The following is an 18,805-nucleotide window of genomic DNA, read 5'->3' on the forward strand; positions in this document are numbered from 1 at the left end:
CCGGGCCCATCTGTTCAGCGGAATGGTGTCTTACAGCCCGGCTTCGAGGACGGATTTCAGCTTTGCCAGGTCCTTGCGCATGGCGCGTCGCATCATCGGCGTCATCACCAGGCCGGCGACGGCGGAGAAACCCGCCGGCGTTCCGGTGTTGCGCAGGGTCATCCGGGTGGAACCTCCGCCGGCGTCCGCCCACGTGTAGGTGGTCTGCATAGGGAACGGGCCCTGGGCCGTGCGCATGACCAGCTTTCTGCCGTGGTCCAGCTCGGTAAATTCGTAGACGTATTCCAGTGTCCTTCCGAGGAACTCCGCCCTGAACGCCACCTTGGAGCCCACGGCCAGCGGCGGGTCAGTTTCCCAGCTGACGGCCTGGATGTTGCTATACCAGGCGGGCGCGTTATCCGGGTTGGCCGCGTAAGCGTAGACAGCTTCGGGCGGACGGCGGATCTCGATTTCCGTCACCACATCAACCATTTCCGGCACCTTTCCCCCGGGACTCGCGGCTTCATCGCCCGGCAACCTGCCGGCCGGTGAAGGCAACCAGGCGTTCCAGGCTTGCCGCCGATTCATCAACAATGGTTTCCTCGGCGAAGCTCTTGCCGCGCATCTGGGGGCTGATGGTGTTCCGGGCGAGACCCAGCACGTAGTCGGAAAGGACCGGCGTAACGCTGAGCTCCTGGCCGGTTGCCCTGGCGAAGTCCCAGGCGTGGACCAGCAGTTCCAGGTTCAGGATGTTGGCAACGACGGTTGCCGGCAGTTCGGCGAAGCCCATGTCCAGGGTTCCCTCCGTGCCCCGGACGCGGAAAGCCTCCAGGGTGGCCTGCGCAGCATCGGCAATCCGGACCTCCGGCGTCGCAGACTGCTGATCAGGCACCGTCACGCCGAGCGCCGTGCCGATTGAAGCGATCGAGCCGAACAGATGGTCAAGGAGGCCGGCGACGGTGAAGTCCCCGCAGGGGGTCGCTGAACCCAGGTCCGATTCCCCCACCTCGCGGAGGACCCGCTGGGCCACCGCCAGGGCCGCCTCGGCGCTGGAGAGTTCGTCAATGGGGTCCGGGGCAGCAGCCCACTCGTCCGGGCCGGCATCTCCGCTGGCGGCAAGCAGGACGAGGCGCTCGAGGAAATGGTTCCAGCCTTCGGCGTGGCCCGCCTCCTGCTGTTCCGACAATCCCTCGTGAATGAGCTGGACAGTGGTTCCACCCTCGACAGCTTCCAGGTTCACCGTCACCGTCGACGCTCCCGGCGGCAGCCCGGCGTCGCCTTCCCATCCCCAGGTGAAGACGATCCGCTTCCCGGGCTGAACTTCGGTGAAACTGCCCGTCGCGGAGTGCCCCGGGGTGATGGTCCAGCGGTAGTCGCCGCCCACGCGAAGATCCACCCGCGCCGCAACAGCCTGCCAGCGCCGCAGCCGCTCCGGCTGTGTGATGAGCGCGAAGGCCGCGTCCGGGTCAACAGGAATGAATACTGTCTTATTGAATGTCATCAGAATTCCCTTGCGGTGGTTGCTGGCCCGGCCGGCCGGCGTCGGCCACCAGCAGGTCCAGTTCGGTTGTCCAGAAAGCCTCGAATTGTTCACGCAGCCGGACCATCCCGGCGCCGTCCAGTCGGTAGTACCTGTTCCGCCCGTCTTTCCGGGCGGTCACCAGCCCCACTTCCGAGAGAAGCAGCAGGTGCTGGGAAATTGCCGACCTGCTGACCGGAAAATGGCCGGACAGTTCGGTGACAGTCCTCTCCCCCTCTGCCAGTAGCCTAAGCAGCGCCCGCCTGTTGGGCTCCGTTGCAACTTCCAGAAGATCAGGCACAGAAAATACGTTAGTTGTCACTAACGCATTAAGCAAGGGCCGGGCATGCAAAAGGGCGGCGGCAACCCCTCCGGATTGCCGCCGCCCTTTCCACGGTTACACCACGGCTGCGGGCTCCTTGACCTTCAGGGGCTCAATCTTGCCCATGACAAAGAGGTAGTTGGCGGCGCCCACGAGGGAGACGGCTCCGATGACCGCCAGCGGGGCCACGAAGGAACCGGTCTGGTCCACCAGCACGCCGATCAGGATCGGGGTGAAGATGCCGGCCAGGTTGGAGGCGAAGTTCTGCAGGCCGCCGATGGATCCGACGTGCCTGGAGCTCGGGGCAACATCCGCGGGCAGCGACCAGATGCCGGTTGCCGCGACGGTGAGGCTTGAGTAGGCGACCGAGAGCAGCGCCAGTGCCATCCAGGCTTCCGGAACGAGGGCGGCGAACATGATCACGGAGCCGCCGATCAGGCCGCCGGCGATGGTGGCCTTGCGGACCTTGGTGACGGGGACGCCGCTGCGTACGGCGCGGTCGGCCAGGTATCCGCCCAGCCAGCCGCACAGCACCGCGCAGATGCCGGGGATGGCACCGAAGAAGCCCAGCTTGAGCAGGTCGAAGCCGCGTTCCTTGACGAGGTAGCTCGGGAAGAAGGTGATGAAGAAGTAGATGGCGCTGTTCAGGCAGAAGAAGCCGAACATCATGCTGAGGATGGTGCGGTACTTGAAGAGTGAGCGCCAGGGCAGCTTGGCGGCGTTGGCGTCGTCGCTGCCTTCACCGCGGGCGCCGCCCTCCTCGATGTAGGCCACCTCGGCGGCATTGGCGCCGGGGTGCTCCTGGGGGCTGCGGTACACCTTCCACCAGACCGCGGCCCAGATAATGCCGGCAACGCCGATGATGATGAACACCGCATGCCATGAGGTCAGCGCCACGATCAGGGTGACGATGGGCAGCGCGATCACGGCCCCCACGCGGGAACCCGAGTCCCAGATGCTGGTGGCGAACGCCCGTTCACGGACCGGGAACCAGGTGGCCACCACCTTGGCTGCGGTGCTGGGCGCAGGACTTTCGCCGACGCCCAGGAGGAAGCGGGCCGCGAACAGGGACCAGAAGTTCGTCGCCGCGGCGGTCACCATCGTGAAGATGGACCACCAGACAGCCGCCAGCGAGAACGACCTGCGCGGCCCCACTTTGTCCACGTACCAGCCGGCCGCCAGCTGGCAGAAGTCGTAGGCCCAGAAGAAGGCGGCAAAGATGAGGCCCTGCTGGGTGGCGGTCAATTCGAAGTCCTTGCCCATGAAGGGCAGGGCAACGCTAAGGCTGGACCGGTCCAGGTAGTTGATGCTCAACCCGATGAAGGCCAGCCAGATAATGACCCAGCGCTTCCGGGTCATGGTGCGGGGATTTTTGAGGGATGACGTACTGGCAACTTTACTTCCGAGCGCAGTCATGTGGTCTCCTTCGACGTAAACATGGCTTCGGGCGCCTGTGGCACCGGGGGAAGACACCGAAGATATCGGTGCCAAATCATATAGGAATCTGGTTAATCATATAGAAAACGTGATGCAGATCAAGCCCCCTCAGAAAATCGCCTGCAGCAGCGCCTGCCGGGGCGGCGGAAGGTCCGGTGGAATATGATTCCCCCAGCGACTCCAACCCGGACAACACACCCAACCAGCACTAAGAGGTCAGCGCGTGCCCCCACGTCAGTCTTCCGATATCTCCCGAGGCAAAGCCGCCGTCAGCGATGTGTATTCGTCGATGCGCGCCTCCATCCTCGAAGGCGAAATCGCGCCCGGCACCCGGATCAACATCGACGCCGTTTCGCGGAGCCTGGGCGTTTCGCAGACGCCGGTGCGCGAGGTGCTGCAACGACTGGAGGGCGACAACCTGGTGGTCTACAACCCCGGCAAGGGCTACAGCACAACACCCCTGTTGGATCTGGCCGAACTGCGTTCCCTCTTTGAATTTCGGCTGCTGGTGGAGCCCTGGGCCGCCCGCTCGGCAGCCATTGACCGGCTGGCCAACCCCGCGGCCGCCCTCGAGAAGGAAATTGCGGCGTTCCGCGGCGCCATGAAGTCCGACGGCGACCTGCGGCAGGACCTGGTGGCCCACGACACCCGGTTCCACGACACGATCCTCGCCGCCGCCGGCAACACCGTGGTCCGCCACGCGTTCGCGCAGACCCACTGCCACCTGCACACCTTCCGCCTCTACCCGGCCGACGTCGACGGAGCCATCACCGTCGCGGAGCATTCGGCGGTCCGCGAGGCCATCAAGGCCTGCCAGCCGGAACAGGCCGAAGCGGCCATGGCGGAGCACATCCGTAACTCGTTTGCCCGCTTTGCCCAGGCCTTCGAAGGCCACGCCGACCTCGCGCCGCTGCAGGACAGCGGCCCGCCCAGGCGGCACATCGTCGATTAGAACAAAGCCCCGGCCGCTGAGCAGTTCACCCAGCGGCCGGGGCTCTTTTTTGCCCCCGGCACTTGATCTGGATCACAGTTCCTATATGATTATTGAAATTCATATAGGAAATCATGCACACCCTCCAGTTCAATCCGAGAGAAGAGATCCATGCCTTCCATCACTTCCATCACCACCCAGGACGTCCGCTTTCCCACGTCCCTGGAACTCGATGGGTCCGACGCGGTCAACGTTGACCCCGACTACTCCGCCGCTTACGTCGTCATCCGCACCGATGCGGGCGATGAAGGCCACGGCTTTGTGTTCAGCTGCGGCCGCGGCAGCGAAATCCTCACGGCGGCCATCAACTCCTACGCGGAGCTCCTGCGGGGCCGGGACATCGACGAACTGATCTACGACCTGGGCAACGCCTCAAAACGACTCATCCACGACTCGCAACTCCGCTGGCTCGGCCCGGAAAAGGGCGTCACCCAGATGGCGGCCGGCGCGTTGGTCAGCGCCCTCTGGGACATCCGGGCCCGCCGCGAAAACAAGCCTCTCTGGCTGCTCCTGAGCGAAATGTCCCCGGAAGAGATTGTTGACGTCGTCGACTTCACCCATATCCGTGACGCCCTGAATCCGCAGCAGGCCCTGGACATCCTGCGGGCAGGCCAGGACGGCAAGGCGGCCCGCATCGCAAGCCTCAGGGCGGACGGCTACCCCGCCTACACCACCTCGCCCGGGTGGCTGGGCTACAGCGACGAGAAGCTGGTCCGGCTCAGCAAGGAAGCGGCAGCCGCCGGGTTCTCCATGATCAAGCTCAAGGTGGGCGGCGACATCGCGGACGACCGCCGCCGCATGTCCCTCGCCCGGGAGGCCGTGGGCAGCCTCCCCATCGCCATCGACGCCAACCAGCGCTGGGAAGTGTCCGAGGCCATTGAATGGGTCAACCAGCTGGCCGAGTTCAGCCCCTACTGGATCGAGGAGCCCACCAGCACCGACGACATCCTGGGGCATGCGGAGATCCGGAAGGGTGTCGCTCCGGTCCGCGTCGCCACCGGTGAGGCCGTGGCCAGCCGCATTGTGTTCAAGCAGCTGCTCCAAGCCGGAGCCATCGACGTCTTGCAGCTCGATTCCACCAGAGTGGGCGGCGTCAACGAGAACATCGCCAACCTGCTGCTCGCCGCCAAGTTCGGCGTCCCCGTTTGCCCCCACGCCGGCGGTGTGGGCCTGTGCGAGCTTGTCCAGCACTTCTCCTTCTTCGACTACGCGGCCATCACCGGAAGCCAGGACGGCCGCATGATCGAATATGTGGACCACCTCCACGAACACTTCGCCGAACCGGTCCGGATCGTGGGCGGACGCTATGCTGCCCCGGAACTCCCGGGCACGGGGGCCGAAATGCTCAGCGCCTCCCGGACGCGCTGGGAATTCCCTTCCGGCGCAGGGTGGCATGAAGTGGGAAACCGAGCCGCCGTCACCGGCGCCCGCCTCGCACCCGCAGGAACCGGCCGATGAACACTACGGCAGAAGAGCTGAACGCATCCGTCGAGGCCGCCCACGCAGCCTTCGAAAAAGCCCGTCTGGCAGGTCCCGGAACACGGGCAGCCTGGCTCGAAGCGGTGGCCTCCGGCCTGGAAGGAGACGCCGCGGCCCTCGTTGGGATCGCGGCCGGGGAAACGCACCTCGCTGAAGCGCGACTCCAGGGCGAGCTGAAGCGCACCGTCTTCCAGCTCCGCCTTTTCGCCGAGGAGATCCGCCGCGGCGAGCACTTCGACGCCACCATCGACCATGACGATGCCGCCTGGGGCATGGGGCCGCGGCCGGACCTTCGCCGCTACAACGTCCCGCTCGGCGTCGTCGGAGTCTTCGGGGCGTCCAACTTCCCCTTCGCCTTCAGCGTGATGGGCGGCGATTCGGCGTCGGCCCTGGCGGCCGGCTGCGCCGTCGTCCACAAGGCGCACGACGGCCACCGGGAACTTGCGGTCCGCACCGCCGAAACGGTGACCGCCGCGCTCGAAGCCGCCGGGGCGCCGTCGGGCCTCTTCTCCCTGGTCACCGGACGCCAGGCTGCGGAAGCCCTGGTTGACCACCCACTGGTGAAGGCCATCGGGTTCACGGGTTCGACGGCGGGCGGCCGGGCACTGTTCGACCGCGCGGCCGCGCGGCCGGAGCCGATCCCCTTCTTCGGAGAGCTGGGCGGCATCAATGCCGTTTTCGTCACCGGCAGCGCCTGGTCCGCGCGCCGCGAGGAGATCCTGGCCGGCTACGCCGGCTCCTTCACCTTGGGCATGGGACAGTTCTGCACCAAGCCGGGCGTGCTGTTCGTCCCCGCCGGGCACACTGACGAGGTCCGGGACAGCCTCCGGAAGGCCCTCGAGGACTTCACCCCGGCGCAGCTCCTCAGCGAGCGGCTGCACGAAGGGTTCCGGCACGCAGTTGCCGGGCTGCGGGACACGGCGGGCGTCCAGGTACTGCTCGACGGCGATTTCGCCGAGACTCCGGCACCCACCGTCCTGCTGACGACCTCCGACGCGGTCCGCCGGAATCCCGGGATCCTCCGCCAGGAGATGTTCGGGCCCGCCAGCCTGGTGGTGCAGTACGGCGATGACTCCGAACTCGCTGCCCTGGCCGGGCTCCTGGAGGGCCAGCTGACCACCACCCTGCAGGCGGAAGCCGAGGACGACGTCGCCGAGCTCGCCGGCAGGCTCGCGGACATCAGCGGACGGCTGCTCTGGAACGGCTGGCCCACCGGCGTCACGGTCAGTTACGCCCAGCACCACGGCGGGCCGTACCCGGCCACGACGTCGGGCACCACCTCCGTGGGAACAGCCGCCATCCGGCGGTTCCTGCGGCCGGTGGCCTTCCAGTCCTTCCCTCAGCCGCGGCTGCCCGAACCGCTGCAGGATGCGAACCCGTGGAACGTCCCGCAACGGGTCGACGGCGTCTGGCAGCGACCTGCCGGCCGGCAGGAGGGGCAGCTGTGACGGCGCTGTCGGCGTCGGTCGCTGCCGTTCTTCCGGAGGACGCGGAGGACGCCCTGCTCGTCGGCCGTCTTTGGGATGTGGAAACCTCGGGCCCTCGGGTAGTGGCGGTGCGGGGCGAGGATGTGTTCGACCTGCAGCACCTCGCCGGCACGGTGTCGGAGCTGCTGGAACGTCCGGAACCGGCGGCGGAGGTGCGTTCGGCCATGACCGCGGCGCGCTGGAAGACGGCGGACGTCGTCGGCGCATCCCTGACACAGGACACGGCGCGTCCGCACCTGCTGGCGCCCGTGGACCTTCAGGTCATCAAGGCCTGCGGGGTGACCTTCGTGGACAGCATGATCGAGCGCGTCATCGAGGAGCGCTGCGGCGGAGACGCCGGCAGGGCCGCCGAAATGCGGGAACGTGTGGGCAGTGCGCTCGGCGGCAGCATCGGCGCGATACGGCCGGGCTCCCCCGAGGCCGGCGAGGCCAAGAAGGTGCTGATCGCCGAAGGGCTGTGGTCGCAGTACCTCGAGGTGGGCATCGGCCCCGACCCCGAGGTCTTCACCAAGGCACCGGTGCTGTCCTCGGTGGGGCTGGGCGCCGGGATCGGGATTCCGTCGTTCTCCTCCTGGAACAACCCGGAGCCGGAGCTGGTGCTGATCGCCACGTCAACGGGCAAGGTTGTGGGCGCGACGCTCGGCAACGACGTGAACCTCCGCGACATTGAAGGGCGAAGTGCCTTGCTCCTGGGAAAGGCCAAGGACAACAATGCCTCCAGCGCGCTGGGGCCGCTGATCCGGCTGTTCGACGGCGGATTCACCCTCGAGACCCTGCGGCAGGAGGAGATCCTGCTCCGCGTGGAGGGCACGGACGGCTACCAGCTGGAAGGCCGGAACACCGTGGCCCGGATCAGCCGCCCGTTCCAGGAGCTGGTGGCAGCCACCTTCGGCCGGCACCACCAGTACCCTGACGGGTTCGCACTCTTTACGGGCACGCTCTTCGCACCCACGCAGGACCGGGACGAACCGGGCCAGGGTTTCACCCACAAGATGGGGGACGTGGTAACCATCCGCAGCCGCCACCTCGGCGCCCTGGTCAACACCGTGGGTGCCGCCGAAGAACTTCCGCCATGGAACTTCGGGCTGCGACAGCTGTTCGGTTACCTTGCAGCGCAGGAGCACTTAGGGAGCCGAGTCCCGCACTTTTAGCTCGAAGCCGGCCTCGACATGGAGCCCCTCGGCGGCTGTCTCCGCGCCTTCGATCCGGTCGATGAGCAGCTGGATGGACCGCTCGGCGATTTCTTCCATGCCGGGCGACACCGTAGTCAGGGCCGGCGAGGCGAAGCGTGCCTCGTCGATGTCGTCAAAGCCCGCCACTGCCACGTCGTCCGGCAGTTTGAGGCCCCGGATCAGGAGCTCATGCATGGCGCCCAGGGCCACGGTGTCGTTCAGGCCAAAAACCGCATCGAACCGGATTCCGCTGTCCAGCAGGCCGGCCACCGCGGAGGCTCCGGCATCACGGCGCCAGTCGCACTGCACCACCAGGGCGGGATCAAACTCCACTCCCGCGGCTTCCAGCGCCGCCCGGTAGCCGGTCAGCCGCAGGCCGGGACTGTCCGCCGTGTCTCCGGCCGCCGCACCCAGGACGGCGATGCGGCGGCGGCCGCCCGCCAGGAGATGGGCGGTGATTGCCGCAGCCGCTTCGGCATTCTTCATGGTCACCAGGTCGAACCGCGGATCCGCGATGTGCTCCCCCAGCATCACCACCGGCTTGGTGCCCCGGTGCGCGGCGATGGTTCCGGCGTCGAGGGCCAGCGGGGTGAACAGCAGGCCGTCCGTCAACTGGCGGAAGGGTCCCTGGAGCGCACTCAACTCATGCGCGGCCGTGGCTCCGGACTGTTCCACCAAGACGCGGTAGCCGCGGCCGCCGGCTACTGTCATCAACCGGGATGCGAGCTCGGCGTAGTAGGGGATGGAGAGATCGGACAGCACCAGCCCCAGCATCCGGGTCTTCCCGGAGCGCAGGCTGCGTGCCGTCAGGTTGGCTTCGTAACCGAGTTCCGCAATCGCATCCAGCACCTTCTGCTTGGTGGCGGGCCTGATGAACTCGTAGTCGTTGAGCACATTCGACACCGTCTTCAACGAGACGCCGGCGGCGCGCGCAACGTCGTTCATGGTCACAGCCACAGGTGATTCCCTTCCCCGTCAACACTTTCAGCTACATCGTTGCAGACCCGCCCGGCTTTTGCCCTGTCCGCGCGATATGCAACGTTATAGAATGGCTGCGGCTGCCGCCCCCGAGCCGGCATAAGGCCTGGACACGCGAAGGAACTGCAATGCCATCTGCCCCGTCACCCCTCTTCCGCTGCCCGGTCTTCGACGGTGCTGCCGATCCTACGGTTATTCACCGCCGCGGCACTGCCGAGTGGTGGATGTTCTACACCGCCCGCCGCGCCACCCTCACCACCGGCGGCGTGGACTGGATCACCGGCACCCGGATCGGAATTGCCGTCTCCTCCGACGCCGGCGCAACCTGGCAGTACCGCGGCGTGGTGGAGGGGCTTGATCCGGAAGACGCTCCCGGGCTGAACACCCACTGGGCCCCGGAGGTGGTCTGGCATAACGGCAGATATCACATGTTCCTGACCTGGGGCGCGGGCGCTCCCGGCACCTGGGCGGAGCAGACCCGGCGCCGGCTGGTGCACTTCACCAGCCCCGATCTGGAGCAATGGACCTTCAAAAACCGGGTGGACGTGGGCTCGGAGAACGTCATCGATGCGGCCTTCGCCATCGTGGCGGACGGGCGTCCGCGGCTCTGGTTCAAGGATGAGGTGGACGGCTCCACCACCTGGTCGGCGGTCCGGGAGGAACCGGCGGCCCGGAAAGAACCGTCCGACGGCGGCCGCTGGCGTGCAGAAGGGCAGGTCATCGGGCTGCCCGCCCACGAAGGGCCCAACGTGTTCCGCCTGGGCGGCTGGTACTGGATGGTGGTGGACGAATGGCGCGGCCAGGCCGTGTACCGCTCGGCCGACGGCCTCGACTGGACCCGGCAGATGGCCAACAACGGCCTCATTTTGGACTCTCCCGGCACCGGGGCGGACGACGCCACTTACGGGAGGCATGCGGATGTGGTGACACAGGGCGGCCATGCCTATATCTTCTATTTCACGCATCCCGAGTGGCAGGACACCGAAATGGTGAGCGGCCTGGAGGATCCGGCCCGGGCGGTCCGTGAACAGCGGACCAGCATCCACGCGGCGCGTCTGCACGTGGAAGGGGACGTCCTGGTCTGCACACGCAACCTGGACGCCCCCGTTCACCTCGATCCGGCGCTGCTGGAGACCTAGTTCCGCCGCGTCCTCGGCCTAGCCTGCAGCGCCGTCGACGGCCAGGCGGATCATGCTCCAGGACACCGCGGGGAGCTCGGCGCTGAGCCGGCCGCCGTCGAGCTTTACGCTGACGTTTTCGCCGGGCAGCACCGAGGTGGAATCGTCCGCCGTCGCCTGCCAGTACGGGTCCTTGTTGGCGTAGGTGACCGCCTCAACAACCTTCATGCTTCCCAGCCCGGCGACGGCGGCATCCAGCGTCAGCGGGTCGGTCGCCGAGCGGTTCACGGCAAACACCACAGCCTCGCCGGAGTCGGCGTCGAAGGTGGCAACGGCGGACAGCGCGGCGAAGTCCGCCGTCTTTCCGCCGCTGAGCAGCGGGGATTCCACGGCGAGCTGCAGCACCGTGCCCCTGGCGTGCTCCGACGTCAGGGCGAACGGGTGGAAGGTGGTCTGCTTCCAGGCGCGGCCGCCGGGCTCGGTCATGATGGGGGCAATGACGTTGACCAGCTGCGCGAGGCTGGCGGAGTGCACACGGTCGGTGTTGCGGAGCAGCGTAATCAGCAGGTCGCCCACCACCACGGCGTCCGCCACGGTGTAGCGGTCCTCCAGCAGCACGGGCGCAACGGGCCAGTCCTTGCCCGTGGGGGCCTTGGATTCGTCGCGGCTCATGTGCCAGACGTTCCACTCATCGAAGGAGATGTTCACCTGTTTGGCGGACTTCTTGACGGACTTCACGTGATCAATGTGCGCCACGATGTCCTTGATGAATGCCTCCATCCGGTGACCGGACGAGAGGTGTTCCTGCAGGTCGCCGAAGTCCTCGAAGTACTGGTGTGCCGAGATCAGGTCCACGAGGTCGTAGGTCTCGGTGAGGACCACGCGCTCCCACTCGCCGAAAGTGTCCATGGTGGGGGCGGAACTGCCGCAGGCCACCAGCTCCAGGTCCGGCTCCACCATCCGCATCGCCCGGGCGGTGTCGGCGGCGAGCCGGCCGTATTCCGTGGCGTTCTTGTGGCCGATCTGCCAGAAGCCGTCCATCTCGTTGCCCAGGCACCACATTTTGATGCCGTAGCCGGTTTCCGCCCCGTTTTCCCGGCGCTGGTCGGAGAAGGCCGTCCCGCCGTCGATGTTGCAGTACTCCAGCAGGTCCAGTGCTTCCTGGGTCCCGCGGGTGCCCAGGTTCACGGCCATCATCGGCTCGACGCCGGCCTTGACGGACCATTTGGCGAATTCGTCCACGCCCACATGGTTGGGGTCGGTGGAGTGCCAGGCCAGGTCAAGGCGCGCCGGGCGCTGCTCCACCGGCCCCACGCCGTCCTCCCAGCGGTAGCCGGAGACGAAGTTGCCGCCCGGGTAGCGCACCGTGGACACGCCGAGTTCGCGGGTGAGGTCCAGGACATCGGTCCGGAAGCCGTCCTCGTCAGCCTTGGGGTGGCCCGGCTCGAAGATGCCGGTGTAGACGCAGCGGCCAAGGTGCTCCACGAACGCGCCGAAGGTGCGGCGGCGGACGGGTCCCACGGTGAAGGCCGGGTCCAGGGTGATCTTGGCGGTTGTCTTGCCTGCGGCAGATTCGGTAGTGCTCACGTAAACATCCTCGTTTTCTTGTTCTCTACAACGTTATAGAAATCTATTGTTGAGGGTGAAGGCGCTGGCGTCAAGGGTCGGCCGCGGACATGCCGGACCCGTCGATACTGCGACGAACGAAAGGCAGTCTGATGAGCAGCTTGAACAGGGAAAGGTCAGGTCGCGCGCGGCTGGCTCTGGGCATGGCAGTGGTATTCGGCATGACGTCCGCCTGCACGGCAAGCCCGCCGCCGGGCGCGCGTCCCACTTCCGCGACGATGAGCACCCCGGCCCAAACCGCGCAGCAGGGCGCCCAGTCGGGCACTCAACCCGGCACACCACTGACTGCCGCGGACATTCCGTCCATCGTGGCGAACGTCCAGCCGTCCGTTGTCACGGTCCTGACCGATGGAGGCGTGGGCAGCGGCGTGGTCTTCGCCGCCGAGGGTCTGATCCTCACCAACGAGCACGTGGTGCGGGGCAACACCGATGTGGAGGTCGCGTTCGCCGACGGCCAGCGCGTCGCCGGCACCGTCAGGGCAACGGACCCCATTTCGGACCTGGCCCTCGTGGAGACCAAGCGCACCGGGCTTCCTGCGGCGAAGTTCCAGTCCGACCTCCCCCGAGTGGGAGAACTGGCGGTCGTGATCGGCTCGCCGCTGGGCTTTGAAAACACCGCAACAGCGGGCATCATCTCCGGGCTGCACCGCGAGATCCCGGGCTCGGCAGCCAGCAGCCAGTCGCTCGTGGACCTGATCCAGACCGATGCCGCCATCAGCCCCGGGAACTCAGGCGGCGCCGTCGTCAATTCCCGGGGCGAGGTGATCGGCATCAGCGAGGCGTACATCCCGCCGCAGTCCGGCGCCGTGGCGCTGGGCTTCGCTATTCCGGCTGCAACGGCCGTGCGGGTGGCGGAACAGCTGCGCGAGGACGGCACGGCGGACCACGCCTTCATCGGCCTCCGCCCGGGCGGGATCACGTCCCAGATCGCCGAACAGCTCGGACTCCCGGACACCCGCGGCGCCCTGGTGCTCACGGTGGTCGACGGCGGACCCGCCGATCGCGCCGGCATCCGGCCCGGGGACGTGCTGACCGCGCTGGACGGCAAGGAGATCGCCTCGCCGGAGGACCTCCTGGCCGAGCTCCGCGGCAAGAGTCCGGACCAGGCGGTAAACGTCGCCTACCGCAGGGGAACGGAATCGAAGGAAGCCAAAGTCACGCTCGCTGCCCGCCCCGCCGCGGAGGGCTGACCGGGCAGCGCGGGCTGCTCCTACAGCCCGCCAGCCAGCTTGTAATAGGCCGCGTTCCAGTTCAGTTCCTTCTTGAACTGTTTGATCGTGGTGCCTTCGTCGATGGTGAGGAGTTCGGTCTTCGCAATTTCGGCGAAGTCCTCAAACACGTCAATGCCCACGGCGGTGGACAGCACGGTGTGGTGGGCTGCCCCGGCGGTGAGCCAGGCTGCGGCGGAAGTGGCGAAGTCCGGCTTGGGAGACCATAGCGCCCGGGCCACCGGCAGGTTGGGCAGCGGTTCGTCCAGGTCCACCACGTCCACGGCGTTCGCCACGAGGCGGAAGCGGTCGCGCATGTCGGAGAGCGCCACCACCACGCCCGGACCGGCGTCGGTGTCGAACACCATCCGGACCGGGTCTTCCTTGCCGCCGATGCCCAGCGGGTGGATCTCGACGCGCGGTTTCGTGGCCGTCAGCGATGGGCAGACTTCCAGCATGTGCGCCCCCAGGATTTTCTCCTGCCCGGGAGCCAGGTGGTAGGTGTAGTCCTCCATGAGCGAGGCGCCGCCGGGCAGGCCTGAGCCCATCACCTTGGCGGCGCGGACCAGGATGGCGGTCTTCCAGTCCCCCTCGGCGCCGAAGCCGTAGCCGTCGGCCATCAGCCGCTGCACGGCCATGCCGGGCAGCTGGCGCAGCTCGCCCAGGTCCTCAAACGAGGTGGTGAACGCGGCAGACCCGTTGGCCTCGAGGAAACTGCGCAGGCCGAGTTCGATCCGGGCGCTGTAGCGCAGCGATTCGTGCCGCGCTCCCCCGGCCTTCAACTCGGGCACCACGTCGTAAAGGCGCTCGTACTCCGCCACGAGGGCGTCGAGGTCGGACTCCGCGGCGCCGTGCACGGCGTCGGCGAGCTCGTTCACGGACCAGGTGTTCACCGAGACGCCGAAGCGCAGCTCGGCCTCGGTCTTGTCGCCCTCGGTGACGGCCACGTTGCGCATGTTGTCGCCGAAACGGGTGAGCTTGAGCGTGCGCACGGCGGCCCACCCGGCCGACGCGCGCTGCCACACGCCGACCTGCCGGGAAACTTCCGGGTTGGAGACGTGCCCCACCACGGTTTTGCGGGGAATGCCCAGGCGGGACTGGATGTAGCCGAATTCGCGGTCGCCGTGCGCGGCCTGGTTGAGGTTCATGAAGTCGAAGTCGATGTCTGCCCACGGCAGCTCCACATTGGCCTGGGTGTGCAGGTGCAGCAGCGGTTTCCGGAGCAGGTCCAGGCCCTGGATCCACATCTTGGCCGGGCTGAAGGTGTGCATCCAGGCCGTCACGCCGATCACGGCATCGTCGGAGTTGGCTTCCAGCGCGGTGCGGCGGATGGCGTCCGAGTCCGTGAGGACGGGCTTCCAGACCACCTTGACCGGGACATCGGCGGACGCGTTGAGGGCCGCGGCAATTTCCTGCGACTGCGCGGCGACCTGCTTGAGAACGTCCTCGCCATACAGGTGCTGGCTACCGGTAAGGAACCAGACTTCGTAGTGGCCGAGCGAAGTTCTGTTGGCGGACGTGTTGTTGGCGTTGCTCATAGGGTTTCTCCTGAAGAAAGCGGGCGGGCTGCGGCGCTACTGGCCGTAGACGTTCTGGTAGCGGGCGTAGAGGGATTCGATGCTGGCCTGGTCGATGGGCAGCGGTTCGCCCAGCTGGCGGGAGATGTGGACGGTGCGTGCCACTTCCTCGCACATCACGGCGGCCTTCACCGCGGAGCGGGCGTCCTTACCGATGGTGAACGGTCCGTGGTTCTGCATCAGGACCGCCGGTGACGTGGAATTCCGGAGCGTTTCCACGATTCCCTGGCCGATCGAATCGTCGCCGATCAGTGCGAACGGGCCGACCGGAATGCTCCCGCCGAATTCGTCGCTCATCATGGTCAGCACGCACGGGATCGCCTCGCCGCGGGCCGCCCACGCGGTGGCGTAGGTGGAGTGGGTGTGCACCACCCCGCCCACTTCCGGCATATGCCGGTAGACGTATGCATGCGCTGCGGTGTCCGACGACGGCGAGAACGGCGGGTTGCCCCACTCCCCGTCCGCGGGGACGCCGTGGAGATCGGTGACCACCATGCTCTCGGGCGTAAGGTCCGCGTAGGAGACTCCGGACGGCTTGATGACCATCAGGTCATGGCCGGGAACGCGGGCCGATACATTGCCGGCCGTCCACACCACCAGCTCATAACGGGTGAGTTCGGCGTGCAGCTGGCAGACCTCGCGGCGGACCTGGGCGATGGTTTCAAGGAGGTTGCTCATGCGGACACTTCCTCTGCGGCTGGTTCAGCGGTAGCCGGCTCAGCCACGGCCGCAAACGACGGCTTTGCCGCGCGCTGAATGGCCTTGAGCCGGTGCATCACACTGTTGGTGCCGCGGCCGAAGTAGTCGTGCAGTGTCCGGTACTCCCGGAAGAGCTTTTCGTAGGCCGCAACATTTTCCGGAATTGGAATATAGATCCCGCCGGGCTCCGATCCCATGGCGGCCGCAGCGGCACGGATGTCCGTGTACGCCCCTGCGGCGACGGCAGCATGGATGGCCGAGCCAAGCGCGGGCCCCTGGGCGGAGCCGATGGTGGACAGCTGCAGCCCGGTGACATCCGCGTAGATCTGCATGAGCAGCTTGTTCTTCAGCAGGCCGCCCGCCACGATGAACTCCTTGACGGGCACTCCCGAGTCGCGGAAGGCGTCCACGATGGTGCGCGTGCCGAAGGCCGTGGCTTCCAGCAGCGCGCGGTACGTGTCTTCGGGCCGGGTGGCGAGGGTCTGTCCCACCACAACGCCGGAGAGCTCATGGTCCACCAGGACGGAGCGGTTGCCGGAGTGCCAGTCCAGGGCAATGAGCCCGTGTTCGCCGATGGCCTGGCGGAAGGCCAGTTCCGTAAGGTATTCGTGGATGCCCAGGCCCTGTTCCGCGGCAGCCTGGTGGTATTCGGGCGGGACCCCGTTGGTGGTGAACCAGCCGAAGATGTCGCCCACTCCGCTCTGGCCTGCTTCGTAACCCCACAGCCCGTCGACGATTCCGCCGTCAACGACGCCGCACATTCCCGGCACCTCACGCAGGTCGGCACCGTTCATGACGTGGCAGGTGGAGGTGCCCATGATGGCCACCAGCTGTCCCGGCTCCACGGCCTTCGCCGCCGGCGCCGTGACGTGCGCGTCCACGTTGCCCACTGCGACGGCGATACCTTCCGGCAGCCCCGTCCAGGCTGCCGCCTCGGCCGTCAGGTAGCCGGCTGCATCGCCGAGCCGACCGATGGTGTGCGCCAGCTTGGCGCTGACAAAATCCTTGAAGTCCGGGTTCAGGGCGTACAGGAATTCCTCGGACGGGTATCGGCCGTCCTGGTAGATCCCTTTGTATCCCGCAGTGCAGGCGTTGCGGACGTAGTTGCCGCACAGCTGCCAGACGATCCAGTCAGCCGCTTCCACCCAGTGGTCCATGGCGGCGTAGGCCTCGGGGTCCTCCTCCAGCAGCTGCAGCCCCTTGGCGAACTCCCATTCAGAAGAGATCAGCCCGCCGTAGCGCGGCAGCCAGCTTTCGCCGCGGTCCGCGGCCAGGGCGTTGATCCGGTCCGCCTGCGGCTGGGCGGCATGGTGGCGCCAGAGCTTCACGTAGGCATGCGGGTGGTTGGCGAAACCGGAAACCTCGTTCAACGGCGTGCCGTCGGCCTTGACCGGGACCATGGTGCAGGCAGTGAAGTCGGTGGCGATACCCACCACGGCGGCGGGGTCGATCCCCGCGTCCGTGATCGCCGCCGGCACGGCGTAACGAAGCACGTCGCGATAATCGTTGGGCACCTGCAGCGCCCATTCCCCGGGAAGCCGCGGGGCTGTTCCGTCTGGTAGGCCGGCCAAGCCTTCCGGCAGGAAGTCCGTGACCACGGCGTGCGGGTACTCAAACACGCCGCTGCCCAGCTCCTTGCCGTCCCGGACGCGGACCACCACGGCCCGCCCGGACAGCGTGCCGTAGTCCACGCCAATAACGTAGTTTTCTTTGCCGTCTGCTGTGACGTCCATGAAGTCCTCCAGTAACCTGACCGCAACGGTGCGGACTGAACCAATTGTGAGCGCTAACAAGTTTGACGTCAAGCGGACCGCGGGGCCTGCGTGCGGCAATGGCGGGCATGGATGCACTCCACCCGCGGTAATCACATTGTGATTTGCTTCACAGGAAATTGAGGCCTAATCTTAGGTAAGTTGTTAGCGCTAACAGAGCTGTTGGCGTGATCATTGGTCACAAAGAAGTCGGCCTGCGCCCTGCGCTTGGGCGAGGGGACTGAGGTGGCCGACATAATGGCGAGGAGCATTTCGCTTTCCGCTTCAGAAACCAGTTCGCGGCGCATCCGCGCCGTGGAAGGAGAAACCGTGAGAATCAAGAAACTCCTGGGCGTCGTTGCAGTCGCCCTCGCCCTGACCGTCGGGGCAACCGGCTGCGGCTCCCGGCCGGGCAGCGCGACTGCCACCGGAAGCGCGGATGCAGCGGGCTCATTGGTGGGAATCTCCATGCCCACGCAGACGTCCGAACGGTGGATTGCCGACGGCGGGAACGTTGAGAAGTCCCTGAAGGATCTCGGCTACAAGACGGACCTGCAGTTCGCCAATGACGACATCCCCACCCAGGTGTCCCAGATCGAAAACATGCTCACCAAGGGCGCCAAGGCCCTGATCATCGCCGCCATTGACGGCACCACGCTCACGGACGTCTTGGCAAAAGCCAAGGAGCAGAACGTCAAGGTCATCGCCTACGACCGGCTCATCAACGGCACCCCGAATGTGGACTACTACACGACGTTCGACAACTACACCGTGGGCGTCCAGCAGGCCACCTCGCTGCTGACCGGGCTGGGCCTGCTCGACGCAGCCGGCAAGAAGGTGGAGGGCAAGGGCCCGTTCAACGTCGAGCTGTTCGCGGGCAGCCCGGACGACAACAACGCCAACTTCTTCTGGACCGGGGCAATGGACACCCTGAAGCCGTTCCTGGATGCCGGCACCCTGAAGGTGCCCAGCGGTCAGACCAAGTTCGAGCAGGCAGCAATCCTTCGCTGGCAGGCACCGGTTGCCCAAAAGCGGATGGAAGACATCCTCACCGCCGCTTACAGCTCCGGCACCAAGCTCGACGGCGTCCTGTCGCCTTACGACGGACTCTCCATCGGCATCATCTCGGCACTGACCAGCACCGGCGGCTACTCCAAGGGAACCCTACCGATCGTCACCGGACAGGACGCCGAAAAGGGTTCGGTCAAGTCGATCATTGCCGGCGAGCAGTACTCCACCATTTTCAAGGACACCCGCAAGCTCGGCGCGCAGGCCGTCAAGATGGTCGACGCGGTCCTCAAGGGCCAGGAGCCGGAAACGAACGACACCAAGACGTACGACAACAAGGTGAAGGTGGTTCCGGCCTACCTCCTGGAGTCCGTCATCATCACGAAAGACAACTACAAGCAGGAGCTGGTCGACTCCGGCTACTACACCGAGGCCGACGTCAAATAGGCACCGT

The 18,805-nt window shown here is 66.6% G+C and carries 16 protein-coding genes; 7 read left to right on the forward strand and 9 right to left on the reverse strand.

What is annotated here, in order from left to right; genetic code table 11:
* Nucleotides 1-30 precede the first annotated feature (30 nt).
* From WMN78_RS00940 to WMN78_RS00955, 4 genes are all read right to left on the reverse strand, one after another.
* Nucleotides 31-471: an SRPBCC family protein gene (locus tag WMN78_RS00940; protein WP_340531496.1), complete on the reverse strand. Its 441-nt coding sequence runs from the start codon at nt 469-471 to the stop codon at nt 31-33.
* Nucleotides 472-502: 31 nt separating this feature from the next.
* Complete coding sequence (locus WMN78_RS00945) at nt 503-1,480, reverse strand: TIGR03086 family metal-binding protein (protein WP_340531497.1); 978 nt, start codon at nt 1,478-1,480, stop codon at nt 503-505.
* On the reverse strand, nt 1,467-1,799 hold the full coding sequence (locus WMN78_RS00950; RefSeq protein WP_340531498.1) for a metalloregulator ArsR/SmtB family transcription factor: 333 nt from the start codon (nt 1,797-1,799) through the stop codon (nt 1,467-1,469). The genes WMN78_RS00945 and WMN78_RS00950 overlap by 14 nt, the downstream gene beginning before the upstream one ends.
* A gap of 96 nt (nt 1,800-1,895) precedes the next feature.
* Nucleotides 1,896-3,236 (reverse strand): MFS transporter, encoded by a 1,341-nt coding sequence (locus WMN78_RS00955; protein WP_340531499.1) that lies wholly within the window; start codon nt 3,234-3,236, stop codon nt 1,896-1,898.
* A gap of 244 nt (nt 3,237-3,480) precedes the next feature.
* On the opposite strand from WMN78_RS00955, the gene WMN78_RS00960 reads away from it, so the two are divergent.
* The 4 genes from WMN78_RS00960 (at nt 3,481) to WMN78_RS00975 (ending at nt 8,365) form a co-directional block, all read left to right on the forward strand.
* On the forward strand, nt 3,481-4,209 hold the full coding sequence (locus WMN78_RS00960) for a GntR family transcriptional regulator (RefSeq protein ID WP_340531500.1): 729 nt from the start codon (nt 3,481-3,483) through the stop codon (nt 4,207-4,209).
* Nucleotides 4,210-4,359: 150 nt separating this feature from the next.
* Entirely contained in the window at nt 4,360-5,706 is a 1,347-nt protein-coding gene (locus tag WMN78_RS00965; protein ID WP_340531501.1) for an L-fuconate dehydratase, read from the forward strand.
* Nucleotides 5,703-7,175 (forward strand): aldehyde dehydrogenase (NADP(+)), encoded by a 1,473-nt coding sequence (locus WMN78_RS00970; protein ID WP_340531502.1) that lies wholly within the window; start codon nt 5,703-5,705, stop codon nt 7,173-7,175. The genes WMN78_RS00965 and WMN78_RS00970 overlap by 4 nt, the downstream gene beginning before the upstream one ends.
* Nucleotides 7,172-8,365 carry a fumarylacetoacetate hydrolase family protein gene (locus WMN78_RS00975; RefSeq protein WP_425341096.1) on the forward strand — a complete coding sequence of 398 codons (1,194 nt, stop codon included), beginning with the start codon at nt 7,172-7,174 and terminating at the stop codon, nt 8,363-8,365. Before WMN78_RS00970 ends, WMN78_RS00975 begins: the two co-directional genes overlap by 4 nt.
* On the opposite strand, the gene WMN78_RS00980 is transcribed toward WMN78_RS00975, so the two are convergent.
* Nucleotides 8,339-9,343: a LacI family DNA-binding transcriptional regulator gene (locus WMN78_RS00980; RefSeq protein ID WP_340531503.1), complete on the reverse strand. Its 1,005-nt coding sequence runs from the start codon at nt 9,341-9,343 to the stop codon at nt 8,339-8,341. The two genes, WMN78_RS00975 and WMN78_RS00980, sit on opposite strands and share 27 nt — an antisense overlap.
* 149 nt (nt 9,344-9,492) lie before the next feature.
* Here WMN78_RS00980 and WMN78_RS00985 point away from each other — a divergent pair, with 149 nt between their 5' ends.
* Nucleotides 9,493-10,503 carry a family 43 glycosylhydrolase gene (locus WMN78_RS00985; protein WP_340531504.1) on the forward strand — a complete coding sequence of 337 codons (1,011 nt, stop codon included), beginning with the start codon at nt 9,493-9,495 and terminating at the stop codon, nt 10,501-10,503.
* Between the two features lie 18 nt (nt 10,504-10,521).
* Here the strand turns inward: WMN78_RS00985 and WMN78_RS00990 are convergent, their stop codons facing one another.
* The gene (locus tag WMN78_RS00990) at nt 10,522-12,069 is read right to left on the reverse strand and encodes an alpha-N-arabinofuranosidase (protein WP_340531505.1); all 1,548 of its coding nucleotides are present in this window, start codon (nt 12,067-12,069) and stop codon (nt 10,522-10,524) included.
* Between the two features lie 131 nt (nt 12,070-12,200).
* Here WMN78_RS00990 and WMN78_RS00995 point away from each other — a divergent pair, with 131 nt between their 5' ends.
* Nucleotides 12,201-13,298, forward strand: a complete 1,098-nt coding sequence (locus WMN78_RS00995; RefSeq protein WP_340531506.1) for a S1C family serine protease — start codon at nt 12,201-12,203, stop codon at nt 13,296-13,298.
* Nucleotides 13,299-13,318: 20 nt separating this feature from the next.
* On the opposite strand, the gene araA is transcribed toward WMN78_RS00995, so the two are convergent.
* The 3 genes from araA to araB are packed head-to-tail and all read right to left on the reverse strand — an operon-like array spanning nt 13,319 to nt 17,325.
* Entirely contained in the window at nt 13,319-14,854 is a 1,536-nt protein-coding gene (gene araA / locus WMN78_RS01000) for an L-arabinose isomerase (RefSeq protein ID WP_340531508.1), read from the reverse strand.
* A 36-nt stretch (nt 14,855-14,890) separates the two neighbouring features.
* The gene (locus tag WMN78_RS01005; RefSeq protein WP_340531509.1) at nt 14,891-15,571 is read right to left on the reverse strand and encodes an L-ribulose-5-phosphate 4-epimerase; all 681 of its coding nucleotides are present in this window, start codon (nt 15,569-15,571) and stop codon (nt 14,891-14,893) included.
* Nucleotides 15,568-17,325 carry a ribulokinase gene (gene araB / locus WMN78_RS01010; RefSeq protein ID WP_340531511.1) on the reverse strand — a complete coding sequence of 586 codons (1,758 nt, stop codon included), beginning with the start codon at nt 17,323-17,325 and terminating at the stop codon, nt 15,568-15,570. Before araB ends, WMN78_RS01005 begins: the two co-directional genes overlap by 4 nt.
* A gap of 348 nt (nt 17,326-17,673) precedes the next feature.
* Here araB and chvE point away from each other — a divergent pair, with 348 nt between their 5' ends.
* Nucleotides 17,674-18,798, forward strand: a complete 1,125-nt coding sequence (gene chvE / locus WMN78_RS01015; RefSeq protein ID WP_340531512.1) for a multiple monosaccharide ABC transporter substrate-binding protein — start codon at nt 17,674-17,676, stop codon at nt 18,796-18,798.
* Nucleotides 18,799-18,805 lie beyond the last annotated feature (7 nt).

This window comes from Arthrobacter oryzae (genome assembly GCF_037911235.1).
Lineage (GTDB): Bacteria > Actinomycetota > Actinomycetes > Actinomycetales > Micrococcaceae > Arthrobacter > Arthrobacter oryzae_E.

What these genes read in the sequence shown, in the direction of transcription:
- WMN78_RS00940 (WP_340531496.1), bottom strand. Translation starts at nt 471, where the DNA reads ATGGTTGATGTGGTGACGGAAATCGAGATCCGCCGTCCGCCCGAAGCT.
- WMN78_RS00945 (WP_340531497.1), bottom strand. Translation starts at nt 1,480, where the DNA reads ATGACATTCAATAAGACAGTATTCATTCCTGTTGACCCGGACGCGGCC.
- WMN78_RS00955 (WP_340531499.1), bottom strand. Translation starts at nt 3,236, where the DNA reads ATGACTGCGCTCGGAAGTAAAGTTGCCAGTACGTCATCCCTCAAAAAT.
- WMN78_RS00965 (WP_340531501.1), top strand. Translation starts at nt 4,360, where the DNA reads ATGCCTTCCATCACTTCCATCACCACCCAGGACGTCCGCTTTCCCACG.
- WMN78_RS00970 (WP_340531502.1), top strand. Translation starts at nt 5,703, where the DNA reads ATGAACACTACGGCAGAAGAGCTGAACGCATCCGTCGAGGCCGCCCAC.
- WMN78_RS00985 (WP_340531504.1), top strand. Translation starts at nt 9,493, where the DNA reads ATGCCATCTGCCCCGTCACCCCTCTTCCGCTGCCCGGTCTTCGACGGT.
- WMN78_RS00995 (WP_340531506.1), top strand. Translation starts at nt 12,201, where the DNA reads ATGAGCAGCTTGAACAGGGAAAGGTCAGGTCGCGCGCGGCTGGCTCTG.
- araA (WP_340531508.1), bottom strand. Translation starts at nt 14,854, where the DNA reads ATGAGCAACGCCAACAACACGTCCGCCAACAGAACTTCGCTCGGCCAC.
- WMN78_RS01005 (WP_340531509.1), bottom strand. Translation starts at nt 15,571, where the DNA reads ATGAGCAACCTCCTTGAAACCATCGCCCAGGTCCGCCGCGAGGTCTGC.
- araB (WP_340531511.1), bottom strand. Translation starts at nt 17,325, where the DNA reads ATGGACGTCACAGCAGACGGCAAAGAAAACTACGTTATTGGCGTGGAC.